The organism is Micromonospora sp. NBC_00330, assembly GCF_036136635.1.
GTDB classification, from domain to species: domain Bacteria; phylum Actinomycetota; class Actinomycetes; order Mycobacteriales; family Micromonosporaceae; genus Micromonospora; species Micromonospora salmantinae.
Genome location: NZ_CP108012.1, coordinates 5,634,266 through 5,659,590, shown reverse-complemented (window position 1 = coordinate 5,659,590; position 25,325 = coordinate 5,634,266). Strand labels below are relative to the sequence as shown.

The 25,325-nt window shown below is 70.0% G+C and carries 29 protein-coding genes and 1 tRNA gene; 16 read left to right on the top strand and 14 right to left on the bottom strand.

The genetic code is table 11. The annotated features are described in order from the left end of the window. Positions 1 to 397 precede the first annotated feature (397 nt). The 8 genes from OG598_RS25710 (at position 398) to OG598_RS25675 (ending at position 8,356) form a co-directional block, all read left to right on the top strand. Positions 398 to 613: a winged helix-turn-helix domain-containing protein gene (locus OG598_RS25710; protein ID WP_328651432.1), complete on the top strand. Its 216-nt coding sequence runs from the start codon at positions 398 to 400 to the stop codon at positions 611 to 613. Between the two features lie 352 nt (positions 614 to 965). Then, positions 966 to 1,283 carry a hypothetical protein gene (locus OG598_RS25705; protein ID WP_328651431.1) on the top strand — a complete coding sequence of 106 codons (318 nt, stop codon included), beginning with the start codon at positions 966 to 968 and terminating at the stop codon, positions 1,281 to 1,283. A gap of 156 nt (positions 1,284 to 1,439) precedes the next feature. Then, positions 1,440 to 1,850, top strand: a complete 411-nt coding sequence (locus OG598_RS25700) for a hypothetical protein (RefSeq protein WP_328651430.1) — start codon at positions 1,440 to 1,442, stop codon at positions 1,848 to 1,850. A gap of 648 nt (positions 1,851 to 2,498) precedes the next feature. Then, positions 2,499 to 3,674: a toll/interleukin-1 receptor domain-containing protein gene (locus OG598_RS25695; protein ID WP_328651429.1), complete on the top strand. Its 1,176-nt coding sequence runs from the start codon at positions 2,499 to 2,501 to the stop codon at positions 3,672 to 3,674. Between the two features lie 1,118 nt (positions 3,675 to 4,792). Next, positions 4,793 to 6,361: a replication initiator gene (locus OG598_RS25690; protein WP_328651428.1), complete on the top strand. Its 1,569-nt coding sequence runs from the start codon at positions 4,793 to 4,795 to the stop codon at positions 6,359 to 6,361. Beyond that, positions 6,358 to 6,555 (top strand): excisionase family DNA-binding protein, encoded by a 198-nt coding sequence (locus OG598_RS25685; RefSeq protein ID WP_113973362.1) that lies wholly within the window; start codon positions 6,358 to 6,360, stop codon positions 6,553 to 6,555. The genes OG598_RS25690 and OG598_RS25685 overlap by 4 nt, the downstream gene beginning before the upstream one ends. Beyond that, complete coding sequence (locus OG598_RS25680) at positions 6,555 to 7,772, top strand: tyrosine-type recombinase/integrase (RefSeq protein ID WP_328651427.1); 1,218 nt, start codon at positions 6,555 to 6,557, stop codon at positions 7,770 to 7,772. The genes OG598_RS25685 and OG598_RS25680 overlap by 1 nt, the downstream gene beginning before the upstream one ends. A gap of 59 nt (positions 7,773 to 7,831) precedes the next feature. Then, a complete protein-coding gene (locus tag OG598_RS25675) occupies positions 7,832 to 8,356 on the top strand; it encodes an SMI1/KNR4 family protein (RefSeq protein ID WP_328651426.1) in 525 nt (174 codons plus the stop codon). Between the two features lie 130 nt (positions 8,357 to 8,486). Here OG598_RS25675 and OG598_RS25670 read toward each other — a convergent pair. Beyond that, positions 8,487 to 8,558, bottom strand: a tRNA-Lys gene (locus OG598_RS25670). Between the two features lie 176 nt (positions 8,559 to 8,734). Between OG598_RS25670 and OG598_RS25665 the strand changes: the two genes are divergently transcribed. After that, entirely contained in the window at positions 8,735 to 9,037 is a 303-nt protein-coding gene (locus OG598_RS25665; RefSeq protein WP_328651425.1) for a hypothetical protein, read from the top strand. A 146-nt stretch (positions 9,038 to 9,183) separates the two neighbouring features. Then, entirely contained in the window at positions 9,184 to 10,266 is a 1,083-nt protein-coding gene (locus OG598_RS25660) for an NAD-dependent epimerase/dehydratase family protein (RefSeq protein WP_328651424.1), read from the top strand. 115 nt (positions 10,267 to 10,381) lie between these two features. Here the strand turns inward: OG598_RS25660 and OG598_RS25655 are convergent, their stop codons facing one another. The 8 genes from OG598_RS25655 to OG598_RS25620 all read right to left on the bottom strand — a co-directional run bounded on the left by OG598_RS25655 (position 10,382) and on the right by OG598_RS25620 (position 17,156). Further along, positions 10,382 to 11,572, bottom strand: coding sequence for a hypothetical protein (locus tag OG598_RS25655; protein WP_328651423.1), 1,191 nt, complete (start codon positions 11,570 to 11,572; stop codon positions 10,382 to 10,384). A 153-nt stretch (positions 11,573 to 11,725) separates the two neighbouring features. Continuing rightward, entirely contained in the window at positions 11,726 to 12,475 is a 750-nt protein-coding gene (locus tag OG598_RS25650) for a ZIP family metal transporter (protein ID WP_328651422.1), read from the bottom strand. 54 nt (positions 12,476 to 12,529) lie between these two features. Next, positions 12,530 to 13,705, bottom strand: a complete 1,176-nt coding sequence (locus OG598_RS25645; protein WP_328651421.1) for a GNAT family N-acetyltransferase — start codon at positions 13,703 to 13,705, stop codon at positions 12,530 to 12,532. A gap of 83 nt (positions 13,706 to 13,788) precedes the next feature. Further along, on the bottom strand, positions 13,789 to 14,481 hold the full coding sequence (locus tag OG598_RS25640) for a hypothetical protein (RefSeq protein WP_112637984.1): 693 nt from the start codon (positions 14,479 to 14,481) through the stop codon (positions 13,789 to 13,791). Then, entirely contained in the window at positions 14,478 to 15,323 is an 846-nt protein-coding gene (locus OG598_RS25635) for an ATP-binding cassette domain-containing protein (protein ID WP_328651420.1), read from the bottom strand. Before OG598_RS25635 ends, OG598_RS25640 begins: the two co-directional genes overlap by 4 nt. Further along, a complete protein-coding gene (locus tag OG598_RS25630; RefSeq protein ID WP_328651419.1) occupies positions 15,320 to 15,658 on the bottom strand; it encodes a PadR family transcriptional regulator in 339 nt (112 codons plus the stop codon). The genes OG598_RS25635 and OG598_RS25630 overlap by 4 nt, the downstream gene beginning before the upstream one ends. Before the next feature lie 102 nt (positions 15,659 to 15,760). Next, positions 15,761 to 16,480 (bottom strand): PP2C family protein-serine/threonine phosphatase, encoded by a 720-nt coding sequence (locus tag OG598_RS25625; protein ID WP_112586332.1) that lies wholly within the window; start codon positions 16,478 to 16,480, stop codon positions 15,761 to 15,763. Between the two features lie 115 nt (positions 16,481 to 16,595). Beyond that, positions 16,596 to 17,156 carry a helix-turn-helix domain-containing protein gene (locus OG598_RS25620; protein WP_238678690.1) on the bottom strand — a complete coding sequence of 187 codons (561 nt, stop codon included), beginning with the start codon at positions 17,154 to 17,156 and terminating at the stop codon, positions 16,596 to 16,598. A gap of 55 nt (positions 17,157 to 17,211) precedes the next feature. Between OG598_RS25620 and OG598_RS25615 the strand changes: the two genes are divergently transcribed. Continuing rightward, complete coding sequence (locus OG598_RS25615) at positions 17,212 to 18,471, top strand: benzoate/H(+) symporter BenE family transporter (RefSeq protein ID WP_328651418.1); 1,260 nt, start codon at positions 17,212 to 17,214, stop codon at positions 18,469 to 18,471. Between the two features lie 67 nt (positions 18,472 to 18,538). Here the strand turns inward: OG598_RS25615 and OG598_RS25610 are convergent, their stop codons facing one another. The 4 genes from OG598_RS25610 to OG598_RS25595 form a co-directional block, all read right to left on the bottom strand. Beyond that, positions 18,539 to 18,910 carry a hypothetical protein gene (locus OG598_RS25610; protein ID WP_328651417.1) on the bottom strand — a complete coding sequence of 124 codons (372 nt, stop codon included), beginning with the start codon at positions 18,908 to 18,910 and terminating at the stop codon, positions 18,539 to 18,541. A gap of 256 nt (positions 18,911 to 19,166) precedes the next feature. Then, positions 19,167 to 19,418 (bottom strand): hypothetical protein, encoded by a 252-nt coding sequence (locus tag OG598_RS25605; protein WP_030486188.1) that lies wholly within the window; start codon positions 19,416 to 19,418, stop codon positions 19,167 to 19,169. Between the two features lie 81 nt (positions 19,419 to 19,499). Then, positions 19,500 to 19,973 (bottom strand): large conductance mechanosensitive channel protein MscL, encoded by a 474-nt coding sequence (gene mscL, locus OG598_RS25600; protein WP_112586336.1) that lies wholly within the window; start codon positions 19,971 to 19,973, stop codon positions 19,500 to 19,502. Positions 19,974 to 20,012: 39 nt separating this feature from the next. Further along, a complete protein-coding gene (locus OG598_RS25595) occupies positions 20,013 to 20,693 on the bottom strand; it encodes a FadR/GntR family transcriptional regulator (protein WP_328651416.1) in 681 nt (226 codons plus the stop codon). A gap of 239 nt (positions 20,694 to 20,932) precedes the next feature. Between OG598_RS25595 and OG598_RS25590 the strand changes: the two genes are divergently transcribed. After that, the gene (locus tag OG598_RS25590) at positions 20,933 to 22,084 is read left to right on the top strand and encodes an MFS transporter (protein ID WP_238683251.1); all 1,152 of its coding nucleotides are present in this window, start codon (positions 20,933 to 20,935) and stop codon (positions 22,082 to 22,084) included. Between the two features lie 13 nt (positions 22,085 to 22,097). On the opposite strand, the gene OG598_RS25585 is transcribed toward OG598_RS25590, so the two are convergent. Next, positions 22,098 to 22,454 (bottom strand): STAS domain-containing protein, encoded by a 357-nt coding sequence (locus OG598_RS25585; RefSeq protein WP_030332365.1) that lies wholly within the window; start codon positions 22,452 to 22,454, stop codon positions 22,098 to 22,100. 163 nt (positions 22,455 to 22,617) lie between these two features. On the opposite strand from OG598_RS25585, the gene OG598_RS25580 reads away from it, so the two are divergent. Genes OG598_RS25580 through OG598_RS25565 form a run of 4 tightly spaced genes read left to right on the top strand, consistent with a single transcriptional unit; the run spans position 22,618 to position 25,314 of the window. Next, positions 22,618 to 23,478, top strand: a complete 861-nt coding sequence (locus OG598_RS25580) for an STAS domain-containing protein (RefSeq protein WP_328651415.1) — start codon at positions 22,618 to 22,620, stop codon at positions 23,476 to 23,478. Beyond that, positions 23,478 to 23,888, top strand: a complete 411-nt coding sequence (locus tag OG598_RS25575) for an STAS domain-containing protein (RefSeq protein ID WP_328651414.1) — start codon at positions 23,478 to 23,480, stop codon at positions 23,886 to 23,888. The genes OG598_RS25580 and OG598_RS25575 overlap by 1 nt, the downstream gene beginning before the upstream one ends. After that, a complete protein-coding gene (locus OG598_RS25570) occupies positions 23,885 to 24,304 on the top strand; it encodes an anti-sigma regulatory factor (protein ID WP_091395782.1) in 420 nt (139 codons plus the stop codon). Before OG598_RS25575 ends, OG598_RS25570 begins: the two co-directional genes overlap by 4 nt. Continuing rightward, complete coding sequence (locus tag OG598_RS25565; protein ID WP_328655434.1) at positions 24,301 to 25,314, top strand: SpoIIE family protein phosphatase; 1,014 nt, start codon at positions 24,301 to 24,303, stop codon at positions 25,312 to 25,314. The genes OG598_RS25570 and OG598_RS25565 overlap by 4 nt, the downstream gene beginning before the upstream one ends. Positions 25,315 to 25,325 lie beyond the last annotated feature (11 nt).

The window sequence follows — 25,325 nt, the reverse complement described above, 5'->3', positions numbered from 1 at the left end:
CCGCCAGGACCAAATCGGCCGGTGGCGTCGGGCCAGGGTGAGCGCCACTGCGATGACGTACTCGTCGTAGGTCACCCGCCGCCGACTGCTCTCCGACCTTCGCTGCCAATGTCCGGAATCCCCGGTCGCACGGCCGGCACCTGCGGTTGAGGCAGTTGCATCGTTTGTTCTGGTCACCCTGCCTCCGGCCGACGCTTGGGGGTTCCGTGGGCACCCGGTCAGCCGTGTCCGGAGACAGGGCACCCACGGCGGGGCAACCCGGCCGCCAAGCTGGGGAACCCCACAAGCAACGTAGGACGCAATGTGCGCATAGTCAACGACTGGCAACACATAGCGTTGTAAGTCGAGCCTGGGGTGTGGTCTGCTTGCACCAGCCGCCAAGCTGGGAGCACCACCTATGTCTGAAGCTGCGTACCTACAGGTCGCGCGTGATATCCGCGAGCAGATCAGCTCCGGCCAGTTGAAGCCGGGCGACAAGCTGCCGTCCTTCGCTGCCCTCTGCGAGCACTACGAAGTCAGCAACACGGTGATCCGCGCCTCCATGCTCGTGCTCAAAGCTGAGGGCTTGATCGACGGGCGGCAGGGCAAGGGCGTCTACGTCGCCAACCCCTGATAGCCCCGGGCATCCGCTGAGTCAGGACGCCTCGCTTACAAGCTCTGTGCGTGGCGTCCGCGCCCGTCCGGCAACGGCTGCCCGCTCGGAGCCTTGTTCGTGTCCGCGCTCGTCAATGCGCCGCCGTTCGGCGGCGTTGCTGTCAGCGCTGCTGTCGGCAGTCCTTCCCGGCCGCGACCCAGGCGGACCCCGCTGGGGGAGACGGACACAAGTTGTCGAGTCAGTTGATCCGTCGTGCCGGCCTGGACCCAGGAGCTTCTTGCCTCGCCGCTGCCCCAGCCTCGTCCTCGCCCGTGGCTGACGTCGTCAATCGTCGGTTGGCATCGCATGAGCAAACAGGCAAGATCGGCGAGTGGCTCACGAAGAACGCTCTCTCCGCTGCGAAGTGGTCACATGGGTCAGCCAGGATTTTCCCGGCTGGTTGCGAGTCCGCATGGCCGACGCTGACGGGCAGTCGTGGTTCTTCGTCGACAAAGTCCCCGTCTTCACTGACGGCCAGCTAAACGCCGACACTCGTCTGCCAGCACCAGTTCGCGTGCGATGCAGCATCGTCGGCCAGGACGAGGACGGCGCCCTGGTCATCTCCACCCAGCCGGATGGGGTCGAAGCAGAGGATGGGCAGACGCTGTTCCGGGTGCGCGGGGACCAGTTGGATCGACACACGGTTTAGGAACGGTTTAGCGGCTGCTGGGCCATCTGCCGCCTCACCAGGGGATTCGCGTGAAGGCTCCGCCGTGATGTGCTTGATCGTTCCGCGTATGTTCCGGATGACTCTCTACCTGGCTCGCCCTTGAAGTTTGCAACCGGCGCGGCTACCGTCCCGCGAGTGCCAGACGATCCACTTGATTCAGGCAGGCCGCGCGAAGGGCTAGCCCGGGGCCTGCGTGCGGTGCTCATCTGGACCCTCATCGGGCTGCCAGCGATTGGGGTCCACTACCTCGTCTGGGATGCGACTGGCGGCTACTGGCTCGGGTATCTGGCGGGTTCCGTCCTGCCGGTGGCGGTGACGCCATGGCTCGCCCCTCGGGTTTCCTACCGACGTCGGGATGTACTGATCACTGCGATCGCATGGCCGTACATGGCGGGTGTGATCGCGTCTCGAATGGCGTTGCTGCCATACCGGGATTGGGCTCCCCGGACAGACGAGGTGCGGCGCTCGCGCTGGCACTACAACCCGCGATACGCCGGCTACTGGTGGATCTCCCAGAACCCGTCACCGTGGCCGCCGAAGAAGTGACAGGCTTGCGCCCCGGTGCGCCGTCAAGCGCGTGTCCACCCTGCGGACAAATAGCAGCCGCCAGACTCACACGTTGAAGCGGAACAATAGAGCCGCTGTCCCGCCACCCGTTGCAACTGCCTGCGACACCTGCCCGCACGGCGTCTCGGGCTGCCATCGTCGATGGCTAGTTGACGACGTTTGACAGTGTCTTGCGCCCTGTGTGTGCCCCAGAACGGTCGTCGTGGGCCGTCCCGGAGATCGCGGAGCAACTCGTCCGAGCCACTGGTTCCCGCCCGTGGACATGTGCACGATGCGCCGACCGGCCGCCAGGAGCTCGCAGATGTTGTGCAGCATGTCCGCCAGGTACCCGGCGACTACACCGTCCATACAGGTTAAAACCTCATCGGCCATGACTAGGGATTTGTAATCCTTGACCATCTTTGCCCCTCGCCGATCGTCGTATCGGGCGCGCAACCGGCACGACTTCGGCGAGGGCACGCGATCAAACTGCGATGCGTGCCGGTCCGGGCAATCTCCCTCACCGGCTCACCTGTCGAGCAGCGGCGTGACATCAAGACCCCAGCCGCCGAGCGTCGGTCAGTCGGCTTTCGTGACTCGACGGCTAGTATCGAACGAACGCGAGGCACCGTCCCGGGAGGTCACCTCATGACTGAAATCCGCATTGGAGCTTTTTGGAGCTACGCTCATGAGGATGATCGGCTAGATTCTGGAGGCATCCGGAGTCTGGCGAAACACCTCGCAGACGAATATTCCCTGATCACAGGACAAGAGCTTGGCATTTTCGTAGACCGCACCGCAATGCAATGGGGAGAAGAATGGCGTAGACGTATCGACGATACGCTAGATGCCGTATCCTTTTTCATTCCCATCGTCACTCCCCGGTATTTCACCAGAACGGAATGTCGAAAAGAGTTAATTGCATTCCATAGCAGCGCTCAGAACTTGGGAGCCTCAGAACTGTTGCTTCCAATACTTTATGCGCCAATACCAGAATTTGGCAGCTCGAATCCAGACGAACTTATCGTCTTGGCCTCCCGCTATCAGTACGTCGACTGGAGGGATTATCGCCTCACTGGAGGAGGCTCTCCTCAGTACCGGCGGGCCGTGCACGAATTGGCGCAGCGCCTCTTCGATCTGTCGACTTCACTAGCGGCACGACAGCTATCCAACGAGATTGCGGCAGTTGAGCAGGGAGGCGTAGACGCGGAAGCCGGCCTCCTTGAAATCATCGAGAAGATCGATGCACTGCTCCCCGACTGGCTGAATGCCGTAGAGGATAGTGAGGTCAACGAGGCGCACTACTTAGCCACTTGGGGAATTTACGGACCCCGTTTGCGCAGATTGGAGCAGAATCGGGGGCAGGGCGGTGCCAAATTCGCTCTAATCCAGCGCATTGCCCAAGAGGAGCTGCCACTCGCAGAGCGTTACCGGAAGGCCGCGTCTGTTTATACGCAGCGGTCGCTTGAGTTAGACCCGTTCGTAATGCGAGCAATTCACATGGCTCAAGGATTTCCTGATGCAGTTGTCGAGTTGGCTAGCCTTAGATCAGCACTGGATCATGCGGAAGTTCATATTCGAGAGAATAGGCGGTTCGAGGAAGGGGATCCGACCGCCGGCGTTTGGGCTCGGCAACGAGCGCATGTCAGTCGGCTCGTACGCCAGGTAGCCGACACATTCGAAACGGCCGAAAGGACCGTGGATGAGGGGAACTCCTTGGTGAAGCGCTGGCTGGCTGAATGGGATGCGGTTCTGGGCGCTACGCCCACGCTGACATCGGGAGATTCTAAAGACCATGACCTCGGCGATAACGCTTCCTCCTAACAAGGCAAGGCCCGTCCAACCGCACCATCCCGTCTGCCGTCGGCCCGCCCTCCCTGGGGAGCGGGCCGCGGCCCGGCCCGCCACGTCAAGACGGCCTTGACGCAGGTTCGGGCGCTGGCGGGTCGGGCCGTGGTCTGCTCGGCTTGCCCGGGTCGATGGCAGACGGGGTGGCGCGCGCAACCACCCACGGACCGTAACTCGCCGACGGAGCCCGGCCATCCTGGAGCCGGAGCGCCCCCGCCGGAGGCGCAGTGACCGCAGCCCTGCGACCGCCGCCAGCTCGCCGACGCGGCCGGCGTGTACTCCCCGACGCCGCGCGGTGCTGGCCGCGCGGCCCGGCCGGCTGCCGGCCCACCAATATCCGGCCAACGCCCCCTGTCGTCCTGCGGCGGCCCCTTGGGCTTCCGCCTTCCGCGCCAGCCGCCGGGCGTGTTGCGTGGCCGGAGTCGGAGCGTCAGCGGAGCGACGGACGCGCGTCCAGGCGGCGGCGCGTGCGGCCCGTTCAGGGCCGCCTTGATAGACGTACAGAAAGTCCTCCCACACCGGCAGGCAGCCGGCTGTAGCGGATCAACTGGAGCCCGACACGGCAGGCAGCCGGCCGTCCCGCCACAGCCTCCGGGATCACGGTGGGTTGACGTGTCGGAACCCGGTGCTACTCTGGCGCTCGTCGAGCACGCAGCGCGGCCTTCCTGCCGGATCGCTTGACTCGACTTCGGAGATGCCTAGCGGCCTTCCTGCCGCGATGCGGGCCACGTCCCGCCGGCTCTCGATTGCACCGGACGTCACGCCGGTCTCCCGAATCCGCTGAGCGGCCCAGCACGGCCTTCTGCCGTCCACGATGGCCCGGATTCGCACACCTCCAAGGGTGGGGACAGCCTGCGGCAACCGGCCGGATGCCCGTATCCCGGGCTCCCCACCCGTGCCGGCCTCCGTCACCGAGTCCACGAGCGCGAAAGGACAAGACGATCGGCGGGACGTGGCACCACCACGAACCCGCCCTCCGGCGTCAGCCGCCCTCCCGGCGGTGCCAGGAGACACGACGAACACCACCAGCGGACCAACGTCCACGGCTGGTGGTGCTTCGTCTCCCGTCCCTGCCACCCCCTGAGGAGAAGACCGTGTCCACCCCGCTCACCCTGTACCGTCCCGGCGTCGCCTGCGGCCGTGACGCCCAAGCCCTGCACCGGGCCGCTACGCCGGAGTTCTCCGGCTGGCTGGAGCACACCGCTTCCGCCGGCGGCTGCTCTCGCCCGATCCGCCTCTCCGGCAGCATCTCTGCCGTAGAGCGAGACACCGGCCGGGTTCTGATCGACCAGCACACCGACGAGCTACCCGACCGAGCGCTGTACAAGGCGTGCGGCAACCGCCGCGAATCGCAATGCCCGGACTGCGCCTGGGTCTACGCGGGCGACGCATACCAGGTCGTGCGCTGCGGCATTACCGGCGGCAAGGGCGTGCCTGCCTCGGTCGGCCGGCACCCGGTCGTCTTCGCCACCTTCACCGCACCATCCTTCGGCGCTGTCCACCACCGGCACGTCGCCCGTCACACCTGTGCTTCCCGGCAGCGCTGCGACTGTCGGCCTGCTCCCTGCCGTGCCCGGAGTGCCGCCGGCACCTGCCAGCACGGGAAGCCCGCGGCGTGCTTCGCCCGCCACGACGCCGACGATCCGCAGCTCGGGCAGCCGTTGTGCCTGGACTGCTACGACCACGACCACCACGCCGTCTGGAACTACTTCTCCGGCGAACTGTGGCGGCGCACCAAGCAAGCCATCGAACGTCACCTCGCCGCCCTCTGCCGCCGACGCGGCATCCCCTTCGTCCAGGTCGTCACCGGCTCCGGCAAGGTCCGCCAGGTGCCGCCCGTGCGGGTGTCGCACGGCAAGGTCGCCGAGATGCAGCGTCGAGCAGTCGTGCACTTTCATGTCCTGCTGCGCCTCGACGGCGTCGATTCCGACGATCCTGGCGCTCGCATTCCGCCACCAGCCGGTATCACCGTCGACGACCTGGACACTGCGGTTCAGGCCGCCACCTCCCAGATCATCGTGACGACACTGCCGCATCCCGACCGCCCGCAAGGCTGGCTGGTGGCCTGGGGTGAGCAGGTCGACGTCCGACGGATCAACAACACCGGTGGTGAGCTGACCGACGGCAAGGTCGCTGCCTACCTGGCGAAGTACGCCACTAAGGCGACCGAGGTCACCGGCCACTGCTCCACCCGACTCACTCCGGCCACCATCGACGACTACGCCGATCCGGAAGGGGACCATCTCGCCCGCCTCATCGACGCTTGCTGGCACCTCGGCCGCCCCACCCAAACCGACACCGCCAGCGGCGCCATAACCGCCGACGACCGTCAAGACAGCCTTGACACCAAACCGAACGTCTACGCCGGGCTGCGCCGCTGGGCACACATGCTCGGCTTCGGCGGCCACTTCCTCACCAAGGCCCGCCGCTACTCGGTCACGTTCGGCCTGCTCCAAGACACACGAGCTACCTACCGCCGCACCGAAGACGATGCCGCCACCGACGCCGTCACCGTCGGCACCCTGACCTACATCGGGTCCGGCTGGCTCAGCGACGGCGACGCCCTGCTTGCCAACACCGCCGCCAGGCGGCGACGAGAGAGCAGACGTATCGGCCGGGAAGAACTCGCCCACGAAACGTGGCTCAGCGGGGCCGCCGCATGAGCAGAGACCTCACCCCGCGCTGGTACTCGCCTGCTGAGGTCGCCGTCCTTCTCGGCTTCGGCATCTCCAAGGTCAAGATGAAGATCGCCACCGGCGAGCTGCGCTCCATCAAGGATGGCAAGTACCGCCGCATCCTCCCCGAATGGGTCGACGACTACATCCGCGATCAGGTCGAGCGGCAGGAGGCGGCCTGATGCCCGGACGCGCCCGCGCCAACGGCGAAGGCTCCATCTTCCCGTACCGCAATGGCTTCGCCGCTTACGTCTGGGTGGAGAAGCCCGACGGCAAGCGGGGCCGGAAGTGGGTCTACGGAAAGACCCGCGAAGAGGTCCACGACAAGTGGATCAAGCTGCACGGGCAGGCCAAAGCCGGCCCGGTGGCGACACGGTCCCCGACGGTGGGGGAGTACGCCGGCTACTGGTTGAGCGAGATCGTCAAGCCGAACCTTGCCCCGGGCAGCTACGTCACCTACGAGGTGGTGGCCCGGCTCTACCTCGTCCCGGGGCTAGGCCGGAAACGACTCGACAAGCTCCGGGTCAGCGACGTCCAAACGTGGATCAACGAGGTCGGACGGACCTGCCAGTGCTGCGCCCAGGGCAAGGACGAGCGGCGCAAGCCCAACCAACGTCGCTGCTGTGCCCTCGGCCGCTGCTGCCGGGATCTGCCCTCGGCAACCAGCGTCACCCACCTGCGGACCGTGCTCCGGACGCTGCTCTCCCAGGCGATCACCGAAGGGCTGATCACCCGCAACGTCGCATCCTTGGTGAAGCTGCCTCCGGTGCGGAAGCGCAAGCGGAAGGCGTGGACGAGCGACGAGGCCCGCCGCTTCCTAGAGTCGGCCCGCGCCGACGACCCGCTCTACGCCGCGTACGTCCTGGTCCTGGTGCTCGGTCTGCGCAAGGGCGAGATGTTGGGGCTCACCTGGGCTGACGTCGACCTCGACGCGGGGGAGTTGACCATCGACCGGCAGCTTCAGCGGGTCGGTGCCGAGCTGCTGCACCGAGAGACGAAGACGGCCGCCTCGGACGCCACCCTGCCGCTGCCGGACATCTGCACCGTGGCGCTCGACCGCCGCCGCGCCGCGCAGACCACCGCCCAGGACGCCGCCGGCCCGGCCTGGCAGCCCTCAGATCTTGTCTTCACGACCCGCTACGGCCGGCCGGTCGAGCCGCGCAACTTCAACCGTTTCTGGGACCGGCGCTGCGACGCGGCGGGAGTCCGGCGCATCACCGTCCGGGATGCCCGGCGGACCTGCGCCTCGCTCCTGGCGGACCTGGATGTGCATCCCCGGGTGGCAATGCAGATCCTTCGGCACGCCCAGTTCGCCATCACCATGGAGATCTACACGGTGGTGTCCTCGGCGGCCACCCGCGACGCACTCAAGCGGCTCGGCCAAGCGCTGGATCGGTAAGGACCCCTGACCGATCCGCTGTCGGTGGTTCCGTCGGTTCTCGTCGCTAGGGTGCTGCCGTGGATCACGATGGTCGTACCTTGCCGACTCCCCTGTCCGAAGCTCACGAGGTCGGCTTCGACTACAGGGACGGGGCCGGCGTTGACTTCGAGCCGTACCCACACTTCCTCGACTCGGGCGAGATTGCCGAGTGGTGGAGGGCGTGGACGGGAAATGCGCAGCTTGACGGCTCCGACTTCCGGGTCTTCGGGCAGGACGGCACGGGTGGCCTCGCCGCGTTTTGGCTGGTGCGTCATAGTGAGCCGATCGAGGAGCAGCCGGTGGTGTTTCTCGGCTCGGAGGGCGAGACGGCCGTCGTGGCGCAGAACCTGTGGGACTACCTGTGGCTTCTCGCCGACGGCTTCGGTCCATGGGAAGCAACGGCCTATCCCGATCATGAACATGAGCCGCGCACGGATGAGCGCCTTGCCGAGATCGCCCAACGCTGGGCACCATCGCATCGCAGGTCGGCGGATGAGGTCATTACCGCAGCGCGGGAAGAGTTCCCCGGCTTCGAAGAGCTGATCGGCTCACTCTGCCGGTAGTTGGCGTGCGAGATGGGCAGCGGCTCGGCAAGAGTCGGACCGGCGAGAGTCGACTGCTGTACTTCGCTGCTGTACCGGCCCGAATGACACCAACAGCGGCCCCGCAAAGGGCCGCTGAGCTGCGGAGGAGTGGGCCGCCAGGGACTCGAACCCTGAACCTATGGATTAAAAGTCCACAGCTCTGCCATTGAGCTAGCGGCCCGCGCGCTCAGGTTACCCGACGGTGAGCGTCGACGGCTCTCGGCTTCCGGCCCGCCGTCGATGGCTGCGGCTGGCTGGCTTCCGCCTCATTTGATCATCACCTGTCGGCGGCACGGTCGAGGGTTCGACCTCGCGCTGTGGTGCATGGGTGTGGGTCGGTGGGGAACCAGGACGGGCATGGGATCGAGCCGCTTGCCGGCCGTGGCGGCCTCCGGGGAGGAGGTCGGGCGCAACGGCGTACGCCAGCCGGGTGGCGAGGTGCACGCGTGGTTGCCCGGCCAGAACCAGACGGTCTGTGGCCTGGCGCTGAGCGGGACCCGACTGCGTCGCTTCCCGCATGTGCCCTTCGACTACTCGGGTACCGACGTGCTCACCGACGCGGACGCGGTGGGCTGGATCTGCCCACGCTGCCTGGCCGCCACCGCCGGTGGGCGGGGCAAGGAAAAGCACGGCTGGGTACGGGAGTCTCCTCGTCCTTGATCGACTCGGGATCCCGGAAGTCGGGGTGTCCTGTGTGCGCGGATGCCGCGACTTTCAGGAAACCGAGTGGATCAAGCCGCGCGCGCCGGAGGCCCCGCCGCGCTGATGGGTGGTTGAGCTGCTGCTGGGCGGGTACGGGGTCGGGCATGCGGATCGTGGTGGTGGGGGCGAGTGGCAACGTCGGTACGGCGGTGCTGCGGCGGCTGCGGCGGGAGCGGGGCGTCGAGCTGGCCGGGGTCGTACGACGGTTGCCCGGCCCGGACGCCGGCGAGCCGTACGACCAGGTGGAGTGGCACTCCTGCGACATCGGCGCGCCGGGCGCGGCCGGACAGCTCGCCGAGGTGTTCGCGGGTGCGGACGCGGTGGTGCACCTGGCCTGGCAGATCCAGCCCAGCCACGACCAGCGGGTGCTGCGCCGGACCAACGTCGAGGGCAGTCGGGCGGTGATCAACGCGGTGGTCCAGGCCGGTGTTCCGGCCCTGGTGTACGCCTCGTCGGTCGGCACCTACGCGCCCGGCCCGAAGGATCACCCGATCAGTGAGCGGTGGCCGGCCACCGGTGTGCCCGGATCGTCGTACAGCGAGCACAAGGCGGAGGTGGAGGCTCTGCTGAATGAGGTCGAACGTGATCAACCGACGCTGCGGGTGGTACGGATGCGACCAGGGTTGATCTTCCAGCGGGCCGCCGGTGCGGAGATCACCCGCTACTTCCTCGGCCCGCTGGCGCCGGTGCGGCTGCTGCGCTTCGGCCGGATCCCGCTGGTGCCGACGAACCGCCGGTTGCGGATGCAGGCGGTGCACGCCGATGACGTGGCTGACGCGTACGCCCGGGCGGTGCTGGGTGATGCGCGCGGCGCCTTCAACGTCGCCGCGGACCCGGTGCTCACTCCGGAGCTGGTGGCCCGGCACTTCCACGGTTGGACGGTGCCGGTCGCCGCGCCGGTGCTGCGGGTGGCGGCGGCGCTGACCTGGCGGGCGCGGCTGCAACCGGTCGACGCGGGCTGGGTGGAGTTGGGTCTGAACGCCCCGCTGATGTCCAGCGAGCGTGCGGAGACCGAGCTGGGCTGGCAGCCCAAGATCAGTGCGCTGACGGCGCTCAAGGAACTCTTCGCCGGGATGGCCGACGGCGACCACACGCCAAGCCCGCCGATGTCCGGCGCACGGGACCTGCCCGGCCGCCCCGCCGCCCTCCTCCACGCCCGCCCCCCAGGCGAAGGAAACCCCTACTGACCCCACCCCAGCCTGTTGATCAAGAGCTTCGGTCAGAAAACGCCGCCCCGACGACCGAAACCTCTTGATCACCGGCGTGGGCGGCGGGTGGCGGGGACGGGCGCGGGCGGGCGGGTTAGGAAAGCTTGGAGTTGGTGAGCGTGGGGTTGCGGGCGCCCAGGAAGAAGATGCCGGGGAAGCCGCGGGTCTCGAACTTGGCGCTGGGATTGCGGCGCAGGGTCGAGTTTTCGATCTTCATCGTGCCGGTGCGGTTGTTGCTCACGAAGAAGACCGCTCCGCCACCCTCGTTGGCAGTGTTGTTCTCGATGATCGTGCCGGCGATCCGCACGGTGAACTCGTTGCCGTCGCAGTAGATCGCGCCGCCGCTACCGCCGCCGGGCGTGCCGGACTTGGCCGGGTTGGCGCCGCTGCCGATCGCCTCGTTGTTTTTGAGCAGGCTGTTCAGCACCACCCACGACACGCCGATGCTGCTCAGCGCCCCTCCGTTGGAGCAGGAACCGCCGTCGAAGGTGCTGCCCACCACGTATACGGGCTTGTTCTCGTACTGGCTCAGCACCCGGACGGCCGCGCCACCCAGGTCGGGGCCGGTGCGGTCGCAGCGGTTGCGGACGAAGCGTGAGTTGACCACCTTCAGCCGCCCGCCGCGTACGAAGATCGCCCCACCGCCGCCGCCCTCGGCCTTCTCGCCGGTGGAGTTGCCGTCGGCGAAGGTGAGGTTCTGCACTGTGAGCTGCGGGTGATCCTGGTTCTGGCAGTGCGAGGTGGTGAAGCCCTGGGCCTCGTCGCAGGTGTTCATGTAGAGGATGCGGCGCTGCCCCTGGCCGCTCAGCGTGACAGTGCCGCCGCCGTCCAGCACGATCTTCGGGCCGTTGGCGTTGCGGACCTTCGCGGTGGCGGCCATCTTGATCGTCACCGGGGCCGGTCCACAGTTGAACGTGATGACACCGCCGGCAGCGACGGCCTTCACGACCGCCCCGGAGGTGCAGCTCGCCGGGGTGCCGGTGCCGATGGTCCGGCTCGGCTTCGAGGTGTCCACCGCCCGCGCCTCGGCCGGCACGGTGGCAGTGCCGTTCGGGTTGCCGGCGGCGAGCACCTTGTTGGCGGGCTTCGGGCTGGCGCTGGCCCCCGGGCCGCCGAGGCCGTCCCGCGCACCCGGCGCGTCGCTCTGACCGCCGGTCGGCAGCGCCGTCGGGGAGGCGGTCGAGCCGGCCTCGAAGGCGGGGGCCGGGTCGTTGGGCGCGCAGGCGGGCAGGGTCGCGGTGGCGACACCGAGGACGAGGAGAGCGGCAAGCGACGTCAGGCGCACCCCGTGATGCTAGGAGCCGCGACGGCGTCGCGACGAATCCGCCGGGCCGGTTTAATGCACCGCTAAGCCACGCGCCCACTGCCGCGCCCGCCGCTGCCCGCACGCCGCCCGGGCCGCAGACCGCCGCGCCGGTTGTGGCGGCGTGACCGGTGGTCAGGTGTGGGAGAGGGCGAAGGCGGTCAGGAAGCCGGCGACCGTGATCAGACCGACCAGTAGGTGCGCGTTCTCGAACGCCTCCGGGACCATGGTGTCGGTGATCATGGCGAGGATCGCGCCGGCGGCCAATGCGGTGATGGCGGCCAGTACCTCCGGCGGCGCGCCACCCAGCAGCGTGTTGCCGACCAGCGCGGCGACGCCACTGATCAGCGCGATCCCGGTCCAGAGCAGGAACACGTACCGTCGGGTGCGGCCGGCCTGGCGCATGCCGGCCGCGCTGGACAGCCCCTCTGGAACGTTGCTGAGGAACACCGCCGCCACAGTGACCAGGCTGACCGCGCCGCCGCCGAGCAGACTGGCGCCGATCACCACCGATTCCGGTACGCCGTCGAGCAGCGCGCCGACGGCCAGCGCCGAGCCGGAACCGGGCTGCTCGCTCTCGGAGGGTTGCTGGTCGCCGGACCGCTTCCGGTGCCGGGCGCCGTGCCGGGCGAGAGCCAGGTTGGCCACTGTGTAGACCACCGCACCGACGGCAGCGCCGAGAACGGTGGGCAGCAGCCCGCCCTGCGCGTGCGCCTCGGCGATCAACTCGAACGACACGGCGGAGAGCAGCACCCCCGCGCCGAACGCCATGATCGACGCGATGACGCGCTGCGGCACCCGGGCGAACCAGCCGATCGCCGCCCCGACCAGCAGAGCCGACCCGGCCAGCAGCCCCCATCCACCCGCCTGTAACCACTCCGGCATTCGCGGGACCGTACCCACGCTCGCCGGAGCGACAAACCCGATTGTGAGGAGGGCTCAGAAATCGGCGAAGAGGTACGGCACTCGGCGGGGGAACAGCCCACGCAGTTCCGTGGCGGCGTCCACCGGGACCTCGCCCAGACCGCGTAGCGGCAGCTCGGCCGGGTCCAGCACCCCGTACGCGAGGGCGGAGAGCCCGGCGGCGGTGAGCGTGGCCGTCGGCGCGCGGCCGGTGGTGTCGTCGACCAACTCCAGCGCGCCGGTAGTGCCGTCGAGCAGGTGGGTGCCGGCCAGCCAGCGGTCACCGGTCAGCTCGATCCGTACCCGGCCCGGGCCGGCGGGCAGCCCGCTCAACGCGTCCAGTGACAGCAGCCGCGCCATCGGCGCGGACGAACCCGGCACTGCCATACGGGCCTCGACATGCACGTCCAGGTCGGTCAGCCACAGCTCGGGCAACTCGTCCGGCGGAACCTGAACGGTGATCCGCTCGATCTGGTCGACGTGCCGGGCGAAGAACTGCAACAGCAGCGCCCGCGCGAGCGGGTCGGTGACCAGCAGCTCGTTTCCGTGCAGCGTGCCGCCGTGTTCGTCGATCCGGTACGTCACCGCGCCGGTGACCTCCCCACCGACCCGGGCGGTGAGCAGCCAGTACTCGTCACGGTCACGCATTCCGACAGCCCGGTAGTCCGGGAAGATCGCGAAGCCGTGTCGTTCCTGGAGGTTGCGCTCGGTGAACGCCCGCCACGTCGGATAGCCGGCGGCGACGCGTTCCCAGCCGACCTCACCGGGCAGGTCGACCCGGAGCAGCGAACCCAGGTTGGCCGGGGCGAAGGTGACCCGGCGCGGCTTGGGCAGCCCGGCGTAGCCGAACCGGGCGTAGAAGCTGGGCCGGAACGGATAGAGCGCGCTGAGCGGATGGCCCTCGTCGCGCATCTCGTCGAGGAGCTGGTGCAGCAGCGTCCGGACGTGCCCCTGCCGGCGGGCCAGCGGATGGGTCGCCACCCCGGCGACACCGGCCATCGGCAGCACCACCCCGCGCAGGTTCTGTCGCATCGGGATGGCCGAGACGGCGGCCAGCGTGGTGCCGTCCTCCTCGGCGATCAGCGTCCGGTTGCCCTGGTTGTAGGGCAGGTAGTCGCGGAACTCGGCGGTGCGGGCAGCACTGAGCGGCGAGGACTCGAAGGCGTACGCGGCCAGCGGGAAGCTGGTGGTGAGACGGTCGTCGTCGGTCACCCGGCGAATGGTCATTCGCCTATCTCAACCCGCCGCGCGGGTTGCAGCAACCGGATTGGCCCGATCCGCTGCCGGTGCGGCGGTCAGCCGACCGGCAGGTGCCGCAGGTGGCGACGGCGGCGCAGACGGACGCTGGCGACCGCGGCCACGCCCAGGGCCAGCAGGGCGGTGACGACGAGCCCGTGCAGCAGACCACGGGAGAGGTAGCCCTGGTCGGTGTTGTCGACGGTCCAGGTGGCGATCTCCCGGCTCGACCAGAACGGCGTCAACCTCGCCCCGGACCCGGCCGGGTCGATCAGCATCTGCACCGTCACCACTGTGAGCAGCAGCAGTGTGCCCTCCAACTCGCGGGGCAGCAGCGCACCGATCAGCATCCCGAACGGCGCCGCAACCGCGACGGAACAGAGCAGCGCCGCCGCCAGGCCGCCGTACCGCAGGTCCGCGCCGTCGATCATCGGGAGCAGGAAGAAGGGTACGGAGATGACCAGCCCCACCGTCCACAGGCCGAGCATCCGACCGAGGTAGAGGTGGTGTGGGCGGTAGCCGGCCAGCCGCAGCCGCGGCTCCAACTCACGGGCCGCGGTCGTGGCGAACAGCGCGGCGGTGCTCACCGCCCAGCCCACGCCGAGCAGCAGCGAGCGAACCGACTGCCCGAGGTAGGCGTCCCGCCGGATCAGGTAGAAGGTCAACGGCATCAACAACAACAGCAGGAGTACGCCCCGACGCCGCAGCAGCTCCCGCAGGGTCATCTCGGCGACGGTGACGAGCCGGTTCACGGGCGGCCTCCCTGGATGTCGGGCGCGTGCCACAGGGTCTCGTGTGCGGGGGTCAGGTCGAGCACGATGTCCACCCGGTCGAGTTGGTTGAGCAGGTGGGTCACGACGACGATGGCTGTGCCGGCGTCGCGCAACCTGCTGAGCTGGTCCCAGAAGTTGACGTACGTGCCCTGGTCGAAGCCCTGGTACGGCTCGTCGAGCAGCAGCACGTCGGGGGCGCTGAGCGTGGACATGGTGAGGTTGAGCTTCTGTCGGGTGCCGCCGGAGAGGTGACGGGCCTGCACGTCACCACCCGCTTCCCAGCCGAGCTGCCGGGCCGCCGCCCGACCGGCGCGGCGGGCCGGGCCCCGGGCCACGTCCTGACCGGCGCCGATCAGCACGAAGTGCTCGTCGGCGAGCAGGAAGTCGGCGGTGCCGCCGGACTGCGGGCAGTAGCCGAGCCGCCCGGAGACGGTCACCTCACCGGCGTCCGGTGACATGAGGCCGGCGCAGATCCGGAGGAAGGTGCTCTTGCCGCAGCCGTTCGCGCCGACGACGGCTGCGATCTGTCCGGCCCGGACGGTCAGCGTGGCGTCGCGCAACACGGTTCGCCGTCCGTACCTCTTGGTGATGCCTGCCGCGTGCAGCCGGACCGGACCGGGACGCGGTCCGGGCGCGGTGCCGATGCTCTCCACGACAGCACCCGCGTACTGCTGGGGTGGGCCGAAGACGACCCAGGGGTCGCCGCCGCCCTCGCGCAGGTGCGTGGCGGCCTCGGCGACCACGTGCCGTGCGGCGTCCGCCGCGACCCGGCGCTGGTGCAGCTCGGCCGTGAGCGTACGCAGCCAATCGTCGGCGTTCACCGGGTGACCCCCTTCGTGACGATGTCGTTCACCGGCCGGACGAAGGTGAGCCAGGCGCTGCCGCCGGCGCGGAGCGCCGCGTCCCCGTCGTCGGTGAGCCGGTAGTACTTGCGGGCCGGCCCGGCGCTGCCCTCCCGCCACTGCGCGGTCACCAGGCCGGTCTTCTGTAGGCGCAGCAGCACGGGGTAGAGCGTGCCGCCCTGGATCGGCCCGACGCCCGCCGCGTCGAGCGCCTGGGCGAGCTGGTAGCCGTAGGACTCGCCTTTGGACAGCAGGGCCAGGACGCAGATGTCGAGCACCCCCCGCAGCCACTGCCCACGCCGGTCGGAATCCACCCGTCGGACAGTAGCGGCGCAAGCTAGATGGCACAACCACCTACTGTGGCAGCGGAACCCGAACCAGTCGGTTCGGGTGAGCCGCCGAGTGAGCCGTACGGGTCAGCGGGCGACGACGTCGGAGACCACGACCGTGACGTTGTCCGGCGCGCCGGCGTGGTGAGCCAGCTTCACCAACTGCTCACCGCACTGCTGGCGGTCGGCGTACATGCCCAGGGCCGCGGCGATGGCCTCGTCCTCGACGTAGTCGGAGAGCCCGTCGCTGCACAACAGCAGCCGGTCACCGGGGACCACTGTGAGCACCCCGACCGCGGGTGGGGTGTCGGCGCCCTGCACGGCCCGGGTCACCAGGGACCGCTGCGGGTGGTGGCGGGCCTGCTCGGGAGAGAGGGTGCCCTGGTCGACAAGCGCCTGCACGAACGTGTCGTCCCGGGTGAGCTGGGTCAGCTCCCCCTCACGCAGCAGATAGCAGCGGGAGTCGCCCACCTGGGCCAGCACCAGTGTCTCCCCGGCCAGCAGCGCCGCGGTGAGCGTCGTACCCATGCCGTCCCGGCTCGGATCGACGGTGATGGCGGCGTGGATGCGCTGGTTGGCGGTGCTGACCACGGCACGCAGCGCGTCGGCGGCGCCGTCGGGGTCGGTGGGCGGAGCCAGCTCGTCCAGGATCCGGATCACGATCTCGCTCGCCACCTCGCCCGCAGGTAGCCCACCCATGCCGTCGGCGACGGCGATCAGGCGGTCACCGGCGAGGGCGGAGTCCTCGTTGTTGGTGCGCACCAAGCCGATGTCGTTGAGGATGACCGAGCGGAGGATCAGCGTCATGGGGTCAAGCTTGCCAAGAACAACCCGCATTCGTCTCTACGCCTCCTACCTAGGTCGAGAAATGATTGCGATTTTCGTCGACGGAGCCGACGGTCCGTGACCGTTCGGCGGGGTCTCAGCGGCGCGGATAGCGCAGGAGCAGGCTCGCGGCGACCTCCTCGTCACCCACCGCCGCGTAGCTGTGTGGCACGTCCGACACCCAGCGGAGGTGACCGCCGGCCGGCGCGGTCAGCGGTGCGTCGGCCGGCCCGGCGCGCAGCACCCCGGCGAAGACGGTGACGTGCTCGGTGACTCCCGGCGCGTGGGCGGGGGAGAGCTGCGCGACGCCGGGTGCGACCCGCATTCGGTACAGCTCGTAGGTCGCGTCGGTGTCGGTGAAGACCTCCAGCAGGGTCGCGGTGACCGCGGTCCCGTGCACGACGGGCTCGGCGGACGGCTCGGCCAGCAGGGCGGTGAACGGTACGCCGAGCTGCGCGGTGACCGCCCAGAGCGTCTCCAGGGTCGGGTTGCGGGTGCCGTGCTCCAGGCCGGAGAGGGTGGCCTTTCCGACACCGGCGAGCCGGGCGAGTGTGGACAGCGAGATCCCCTGCTCCTCGCGCAGGGCACGGACCCGGCGCCCGACGACGGCGGGATCCACGTCGAGGCCCGGGCGCGGGGCTGGTGGTGGGTGCGGCACCCGACTATCGTGCTACACGCTTCCGTTCCGTAAACGGAACAGTCGGGAGGGTGGGGTGGCCGGACGCGTACAACCGGTGCTGGCGGGGGTGGTGACCGCGCTGGTGGGCTTCGCCAGCTCGTTCACAGTCGTGCTGGCCGGGCTCCGAGCGGCGGGCGCGTCGGACGCACAGGCCGCCTCCGGACTGCTCGCTCTCTGCGTGGCGAGTGGCTTCGTCGCCGTCTGGCTGGGCTGGCGGTACCGGATACCGATGAGCGCGGCCTGGTCCACTCCGGGCGCCGCGCTGCTGGTGGCGACCGGGCCGCCGCCGGGAGGATGGCCGGTGGCGGTGGGCGCCTTCCTCGTCTCCGGTGCGCTGATCGTCGCGGCCGGGTTGTTCCCGCCGCTCGGCCGTGCGGTGGCCGCCATCCCCAAGCCGGTGGCGGGCGCGATGCTCGCCGGGGTGCTGTTGCCGCTGTGCACCGCCCCGGTCCGCGCGCTTGTCGAGCTGCCGGTGGTGGCCGGATCGGTGGTGGTCGGTTGGCTGCTGCTGCACCGGTTCGCCCGACGCTGGGCGGTGCCCGGTGCGCTGGTGGTGGCCGTGGCGGCGATCGCACTGACCGCACCGCCGACCGGCCTGACCGGTGCCGCGCTGATCCCGTCGGTCACGCTGACCGCGCCGGCCTGGAACGCGTCCGCACTGGTCGGGTTGGCCCTGCCGCTGTTCCTGGTCACCATGGCCGCGCAGAACGTACCCGGCATGGCGGTGCTGGTCGGCTACGGCTACCGGCCGCCGTTCGGCGCCGCGCTGCGGACCACCGGCCTGGCCAGTCTGCTCGCCGCCCCGGCCGGCGGGCACGCGGTGAACCTCGCGGCGATCACCGCCGCGCTGGCCGCCGGCCCCGACGCGCACCCCGACCCGGAGCGCCGATGGATCGCCTCGGTCACCGCAGGCGCTGGACTGGCCGTGCTCGGACTGGGCGCCGGCGTGGCCACCACGCTGGTGGCGGTCGCCCCACCGATCCTCATCGAGGCGGTCGCCGGGCTGGCGCTACTGGGCGCCCTCGCCACCGCCCTCGCCTCGGCGGTGACCGACCCGGCGACCCGCGAGGCCGCCGTGGTCACCTTCGTGGTGACCGCGTCCGGGGTGACGCTGATCGGCGTGGGCGGCGCGTTCTGGGGCCTGGTCGCGGGCTGCCTGATGCTGCTGCTCTTCCACCGCCGCCAACCCGCCCCGCCGGAGCAGCCCGCCTCCGCCGCGCCGGAGCAGCCCGCCTCCGCCGCGCCGGAGCAGCCCGCCACCGCCGCGCAGGGAAGATCCACTCGGGTTTCATGAAGTCGGGCTGTCCCGAGGCTCCGGACGCCCCGACTTCCGTGAACCCGAGTCGATCAGGGCGGTTGGGTCACTCCTCGGGCGGCAGGTCGGCCACCCCGACGGCCAGGAGGACCCGGCCGTCGGCCACGGAACCGATCCGGTCGGCCGGTACGTAGACCGCGCCGGTGCGGGTCAGGTCGGTCGAGACCTTCAGATAGCCGCTGTGCATCAGCCGCGCCGCCAGATCGGCCGGGACGTCCGGCTCCTCGACCGCGGTCGCCTCGATCAGCTCGTCCAGGCTGCTGCCCGGGTCGGCGGTCGGTGTCTGGACGGTAACCGCGTTCGGGTCACCCCGCTGGACGAGGTCCACGGTGCCGACCTCGGTGCCAGCTGAGTCGATCACCGGCATCCCGGTGGTGATCCGCGAGATGGTCGCCTGCTGCTCGTCCTGCTGGTCCATCCCGCTGCGGTTCCCAGGGCGGCGCGCCGCTAAACGCCGCCGCTCGCAGGCACCGCCACTTCGCTGACGCGCGCCGCTTGGCCCGCTCGCCGATGGGGTAGCGGCAGTGGCTCCAGGCGATGGGTTCGGAGAGCGTGATGACTGTGTGGCATCAATATGTCTCAGAGTCATCACCGTAAAGAGCGGTACCGCCACCGGGAGGCGGAGCAACGGTGGCGGACGAAGGGCCCCCCGCACTGTCTGCTGCACCGCCCACTCAGCTGTTCGGGAGGGTCCAGCCGCCGGGCGGGCGGGGGGATAGCTCCCGCCAGGTGTCCGGGCCGTCGAGCAGCGCCCGGACGGTGTCCTCGGCCTCGTCCGCACTGCCGTACTCGTAGAAACGGGAGATGCCCTCGGCGCCGCCGGCCCGCTGCTCGACGTGCCACCGGTCGGCGTCCACCCTCAGGAAGACGTCCCGCCGGGCCAGCCGCCCCCACTTCCCGTTCCACCAGTGCTTTCGCTGCTCCATGTCGGGACTCTATCGAACACACGTACGAGAAGGTGCGGCCCCTGCGGGAATCCCACAGGGGCCGATGTGCATCCGTTCGGGTCAGCGCTGCGTCGGCGGCTCCGGGCGGCGGCCCAGCACGTCGTCCAGCGCCCCACGCTGCTGGCCGGGGGTGGTGTGGCCGGCGGAGACCAGGGCGTCCCGGATCTCGGTGAGCAGCTTGACCTCCTCGCTCGGCGCCGAGGGCGGCGGCTCCTCGCCCCGCTTGCGCCGCTCGGCCAGCCGGTTCATCGGGTAGACGACCAGGAAGTAGAGCGCCAGCGCGGTCAGCAGGAAGGTGATGGCCGCGTTGACGAACGCCACCCAGTCGAACGGGATCTCCCGGAACTTGGGGGTCGAGCCACTGAGGCCGTTCTTGTTTCCGGTGATCAACACGATCATCACCCGGACCAGCGGTTCGAGGAACGACTTGGTGAGCTGGGTGACCACGCCCGTGAACGCGGCGCCGATGACGACACCGACCGCCAGGTCGACGACGTTGCCGCGCATGATGAAGTCTTTGAAGCCCTTGAGCATTCGTACTCCCGAGGTGTCCGCTTTTCTGTCGGGCACAACCTATGCCCGTTCGGCGGGTTCCAGAAAAGCGCCGGCTTCGAGCGCTGCCCGGCCGGGATCGCCGGCCCGGATGGCCTCGACCAGCCGGGTGTGGTCGACGTAGCGCTCGGGGGTGAGCTCCCCGCCCATGGCTTGGGCGACAGTGCTGCGCAGGGCGGTGCCCACCGAGGCGTACAGCTCGGCGAGCATGGCGTTGTGCGCGGCGGCGACCACGGCCGTGTGCAGTGCCGCGTCGGCCTCGACGAACGCGTCGACCCGGCCGCCGTGCCAGGCGGCCTCGCGCTGGGCGAGCGCGCCGTCGAGCGCCGCCAGGTCTTCCGGGGTACGCCGCAACGCGGCGAGCCGGGCGGCCTCCACCTCGAAGGCGCGGCGTACCTCGATGACCTCGGTCATCCGGTCGTCGCCGAGTCGGCGGGCGACCACCGGTGCCAGTTCGTCGGTGGACACCACGTAGGTGCCGGAGCCCTGCCGGCACTCCAGCACCCCGGCGTGCACCAGGGCACGGACCGCCTCGCGGACCGTGTTGCGCCCGACGCCCAGCGCGGCGACCAGTTGTGGCTCGGTGGGGATGCGCCCGCCGACGGGCCATTCGCCGCCGAGGATCCGGGCGCGGAGTTGCTCGGTGGTCTGCCGGACCCGGTGGCCGCGGGGCGGCACGGCGGGTTGGCCGTGGGACGGCACGGCGGGCTGGCCGCGGGGCGGTGCTGGCGGCGCGGAGGGGAAATCAACCGACGGTGGCACTGGTTACATCACCGGTCCCAAATTCATCCCATGATTGTAGGTTAGAGGTCATGACCCCGCCACCAACCGCCGCTCCGGCGCTGCCCGCCCCCGTCGCCGTCGACCCTCGCCCGACGCGGGACCCCGGCACCGGCCGGCGGACGCACCCGGCGACCGGCGGCGCGCTGGTGCTGGTCGGGATGCTGCTGGTCGCGCTCAACCTGCGCGCCGTGGTGACGAGCCTCGGTGCGCTGCTCGACGAGGTACGCGACGGGCTGGGCCTCTCCGGCGTCACCGCCGGCCTGGTCACCACCCTGCCGACCATCGCGTTCGCCGGCCTCGGCGCGCTCACCCCGTGGCTGGTCCGCCGGGTGGCACCGGCCCGGGTGCTGGTGGTCGCCATGTTCGCCCTCGCCGTGGGCCAGGTGCTCCGGGTCGTCACCGACTCGGCCTTGATCTTCGTGCTCACCAGCGCGCTGGCACTGTCCGGCATCGCGGTCGCCAACATCCTGCTGCCGATGTTGGTCAAGCAGCACTTCCCGCACCGCACCGGCCTGGTCACCGGGGCGTACACGATGGCGTTGACAGTGGGCACGACGGTGGCCGCCGCCTCCGCGGTGCCGATCGCGCACGCCTTCGGGTCGTGGCGGGCCGGGCTCGGCGTCTGGGCCGCGATGGCCGCGGTGGCCGTACTCCCGTGGGTGCCGCTGGCGCTGCGGACCCGCGCCGCGGCGCGGCGGGCGACCCCGACGGCGGTCGTCGCCACGCCAGTGCGGGTCCGGCCGGCGCGGACCCGGCTCGGCTGGGCGATGGCCGTCTACTTCGGGGCGCAGTCGCTCAGCGGGTACGCGATCATGGGCTGGCTGGCCCAACTGTTCCGCGACGCCGGTTACCAGCCGGAGTCGGCCGGGCTGCTGCTCGCCGGGGTGACCGCGCTCGGCGTGCCGATCGCGCTGCTGATGCCCACCCTGGCCGGCCGGCTCGGCAGCCTGCGGCCGCTGGTGCTCGGGCTGACCACCGCGTCGGCACTGGCCTACCTGGGGTTGGCGTTCGCGCCGCACGGCGCCGCGCTGCTCTGGGTCGCCCTGCTGGCGATCGGTCAGGGCGCGTTCCCGATGATCCTGACCGCCATCGGCCTCCGCGCCCGCACCGCCGAGGGCACCGTCGCGCTCTCCGCGTTCGCGCAGAGCACCGGGTACGTGATCGCCGCCCTCGGCCCGCTGATGGTCGGCATCCTCTACGAGGCCACCGGCGGCTGGACCGCGCCGATCGGGTTCCTGCTGGGCGCCCTGGCCGTGCAGACGACGGCAGGCATGGCGATCGCTCGTCCCCGTTACGTCGAGGACGAGTGACGCGCGCTGACGGTCAGGAGGAAGCCGGCGTCGGTTCGCCGGCGACTGCCTCATCCACCGTCGGGTAGGTGTGCAGCACCTCGACCAGCCCACTCACCTCAAGGATGCGCAGCACGCCGCGCTGCGGGGCGGCCAGCCGGACCACGCCGCCAGCCTCGTCGCAACTGTTCTTGGCGCGGACGAAGACCGACAGACCGGTCGAGTCGCAGAACGAGACGTCTGCCAGGTCGAACACCAGCCGGTTGCGGCCCTTGTCGAGCAGGTCGGTGATCTGGTCCTGCAGCTGCGGTGCGGTGGCCATGTCAAGCTCGCCCGCGACCGCCACGACGACCACGTCGCCGCGTTGTTCCGTGTGCACCGTCAACGACATTCGCCAGACCTCCTGTTATCGGGGGAACGGTATCCCACGACCATGGTCGGAGGTAGAACGGGAGCCGTGATCCGGTGGCCATCGTCATTCCGTTGCTACGGGGCAAGTAGTTGATCAGACCCCGGTGATAGAGTCCGCCCGGTCCAGGTCAAGGGGGTTCGAAATGGCGTTGAGCACCGAAGAAAGTGGTCGGCTCGCCGCGCTGCTGAGCGGGCAGGACGAACGGGTCACGACTCGGTGGACCGAGATCGTCACCAGTTCGTTGCGAGGCCGGCTGAGCCAGGCGGAGCTGCGCCGACAGGTCCAGGACCTGCACAGTGCCATCGTCACCACCGGCGAGAAGGGCACCATCGACCTGTCCGCCGAGAGCGCCGGCGAACTGCGTGCCGCGCTCTCCGAGCTGTCCCGTGGCCGGGCCCGGCAGGGCTTCTCCGCCACCGAGACCACGATCAGCATCTTCGCGCTGAAGGACGTGCTGGCCGAGCTGGTGCAGGAGACCGGCGGCCCGAACGCGCTCCAGGACTACGTCGCCTTCTCGAAGCTGGTCGACGAGATGGGCCTGTTCACCTTCGAGAGCTTCGTCCGCACCCGCGAGAGCCTGATCGCCGATCAGGCCGAGCAGTTGCTCGAGCTGTCCACGCCGGTGGTCAAGCTCTGGGAGGGCGTCGTCGCCGTGCCGCTGGTCGGCACCCTCGACTCGGCCCGGGCCCAGGTCGTCATGGAGCGGCTGCTCCAGACCCTGGTCGACACCAGCTCGCCGTACGCGATCATCGACATCACCGGCGTACCGGCGGTGGACACCCAGGTCGCCCAGCACATCCTGAAGACCGTGGTGGCTGCCCGGCTGATGGGCGCCGACTGCATCATCTCCGGCATCCGTCCGCAGATCGCGCAGACCATCGTGGCGCTCGGCATCGAGTTCGGCGACATCGCCACCAAGGCGAGCCTCGCCGACGCGCTGCGCCACGTGCTGCGGCTCAACGGGGTGGAGACCGCTCGCCGCCAGCCGCGTCGGGACGCCTGATGGAGAGGGTGCCGATCCTCAAGATCGGGGACATCCTGCTCGTCTCGATTCAGCTCGACATGTCCGACCAGACGGCGGTCGCGCTCCAGGAGGACCTGGCCGAGCGGATCGTCGCGACCGGCTGCCACGGCGTCATCATCGACATCACGGCACTGGACATCGTCGACTCCTTCGTCGGGCGGATGCTCTCCACCATCGCGTCGATCTCCAAGGTGCTGGACGCGGAGACGGTGGTGGTCGGGATGCGTCCGGCCGTCGCCATCACCCTTGTCGAACTCGGGTTGTCGCTGAACGGCATCCGTACCGCGCTGAACGTGGAGCGCGGCATGGAGCTGATCGCGGCGGCCCACGCCGACGAGCTCGACTACCAGCTCGACGACGATTCGGACGCCGAGACGGCCACGCCGTGACCGCGGGCATCGACCTGGGCCAGCCACAGGCGCAGTCGGTCCGGAGCGATGAGGACGTGGTGCGCGTCCGGCAGTTGGTCCGCGCCGTGGCGGTGGCCAGCAAGCTGTCCCTCGTCGACCAGACCAAGGTGGTCACCGCGGCGAGCGAGTTGGCCCGCAACACCCTGGTGTACGGCGGCGGCGGTTCGGTCGAGGTGACTGTCGTGGACAACGGCCGACGCAAGGGCGTGCAGATCGTGTTCGCCGACTCCGGGCCGGGCATCGCCGACCTCGACCTGGCCATGACCGACGGCTACACCAGCGGCGGTGGCCTCGGCCTCGGGCTCAGTGGGTCACGACGCCTGGTCGACGAGTTCCAGATCGAGACGTCAGCGGAGACCGGTACGCGGATCACGGTCACCAAGTGGTCCAGGTGAACGCCGACGCGGTCACCGACAGTGGCATCTGGTTCCGGGTGGAGGCCAGCAGCGCCGCGAGTGCCGTCCGGCGTGCCGCCGAACGCCTCGGCGCGCAGGTGGAGATGGGTGAGGCGCGCATCGCGGACCTGGCCATCGTTGCCGCCGAGCTGACCAGCAACCTGGTCAAGCACGCCGACGACGGTGTCCTGCTGCTCCGGCCGGTACGCCGCGCCGGGCAGGCCGGGGTGGAGTTGGTGGCCATCGACTCCGGGCCCGGCATGGCCGACCTGACCGTCTCGTCCCAGGACGGGCACTCCACCACCGGCACACTCGGCATCGGTCTGGGTGCCATCGTCCGGCAGGCCAGCTGGTTCGACGGATACTCGCTGCCCGGCCGGGGCACCGTCCTCGCCGTGCAGATCTGGCCGGCCGAGGCGGCTCGGCCGTCCTGGGCCGGCGCTCTTGCCCGACCGCTGACCGGCGAGACGATCAGCGGCGACGGCTACGCCGTGCGGGTCGTCGACGGGCGGCACCAGGTGCTGGTGAGTGACGGGTTGGGGCACGGCCCGCTGGCCGGAGCCGCCACCGACGCCGCGCTGGCCGCGTTCCGCGACGCCCCGGTCGGCCCACCGGCGATGGTGGTCGGTCACCTGCACCGGAGCATGTCGCACACCCGGGGCGCCGCGCTCGCCGTCGGCGAGCTGATGCCGGAGGCCGGGGTGCTGCACTACGCCGGCCTGGGCAACATCTCCGGCGTGGTCGTCGAGGGTGACGGCCGCCGTCGAGGGCTGGTGTCGCTGCCGGGCATCGCCGGCCACCAACGGCCGACGATCCGGGAGTACGACTACCCGTTCGGTCCCGGCGCCCGGCTGGTGATGCACAGCGACGGGGTGGTCGACCGGTGGCGGATGACCGACTACCCGGGCCTGGCGGAGCGATCCCCGCTGATCATGGCGGCGACCCTGCTCCGTGACGCCGGTGTGCGACGTGACGACGCCTGCGTACTGGTTGCGAGGTCGTGGGCGTGAGCGGGGAGCCG

Coding starts and splice junctions, on each gene's coding strand:
- OG598_RS25710 (WP_328651432.1), top strand. CDS start 398: ATGTCTGAAGCTGCGTACCTACAGGTCGCGCGTGATATCCGCGAGCAG.
- OG598_RS25695 (WP_328651429.1), top strand. CDS start 2,499: ATGACTGAAATCCGCATTGGAGCTTTTTGGAGCTACGCTCATGAGGAT.
- OG598_RS25685 (WP_113973362.1), top strand. CDS start 6,358: ATGAGCAGAGACCTCACCCCGCGCTGGTACTCGCCTGCTGAGGTCGCC.
- OG598_RS25680 (WP_328651427.1), top strand. CDS start 6,555: ATGCCCGGACGCGCCCGCGCCAACGGCGAAGGCTCCATCTTCCCGTAC.
- OG598_RS25665 (WP_328651425.1), top strand. CDS start 8,735: ATGGGATCGAGCCGCTTGCCGGCCGTGGCGGCCTCCGGGGAGGAGGTC.
- OG598_RS25660 (WP_328651424.1), top strand. CDS start 9,184: ATGCGGATCGTGGTGGTGGGGGCGAGTGGCAACGTCGGTACGGCGGTG.
- OG598_RS25650 (WP_328651422.1), bottom strand. CDS start 12,475: ATGCCGGAGTGGTTACAGGCGGGTGGATGGGGGCTGCTGGCCGGGTCG.
- OG598_RS25625 (WP_112586332.1), bottom strand. CDS start 16,480: ATGACGCTGATCCTCCGCTCGGTCATCCTCAACGACATCGGCTTGGTG.
- OG598_RS25610 (WP_328651417.1), bottom strand. CDS start 18,910: ATGGACCAGCAGGACGAGCAGCAGGCGACCATCTCGCGGATCACCACC.
- OG598_RS25605 (WP_030486188.1), bottom strand. CDS start 19,418: ATGGAGCAGCGAAAGCACTGGTGGAACGGGAAGTGGGGGCGGCTGGCC.
- mscL (WP_112586336.1), bottom strand. CDS start 19,973: ATGCTCAAGGGCTTCAAAGACTTCATCATGCGCGGCAACGTCGTCGAC.
- OG598_RS25590 (WP_238683251.1), top strand. CDS start 20,933: ATGCTGCTGGTCGCGCTCAACCTGCGCGCCGTGGTGACGAGCCTCGGT.
- OG598_RS25585 (WP_030332365.1), bottom strand. CDS start 22,454: ATGTCGTTGACGGTGCACACGGAACAACGCGGCGACGTGGTCGTCGTG.
- OG598_RS25580 (WP_328651415.1), top strand. CDS start 22,618: ATGGCGTTGAGCACCGAAGAAAGTGGTCGGCTCGCCGCGCTGCTGAGC.
- OG598_RS25575 (WP_328651414.1), top strand. CDS start 23,478: ATGGAGAGGGTGCCGATCCTCAAGATCGGGGACATCCTGCTCGTCTCG.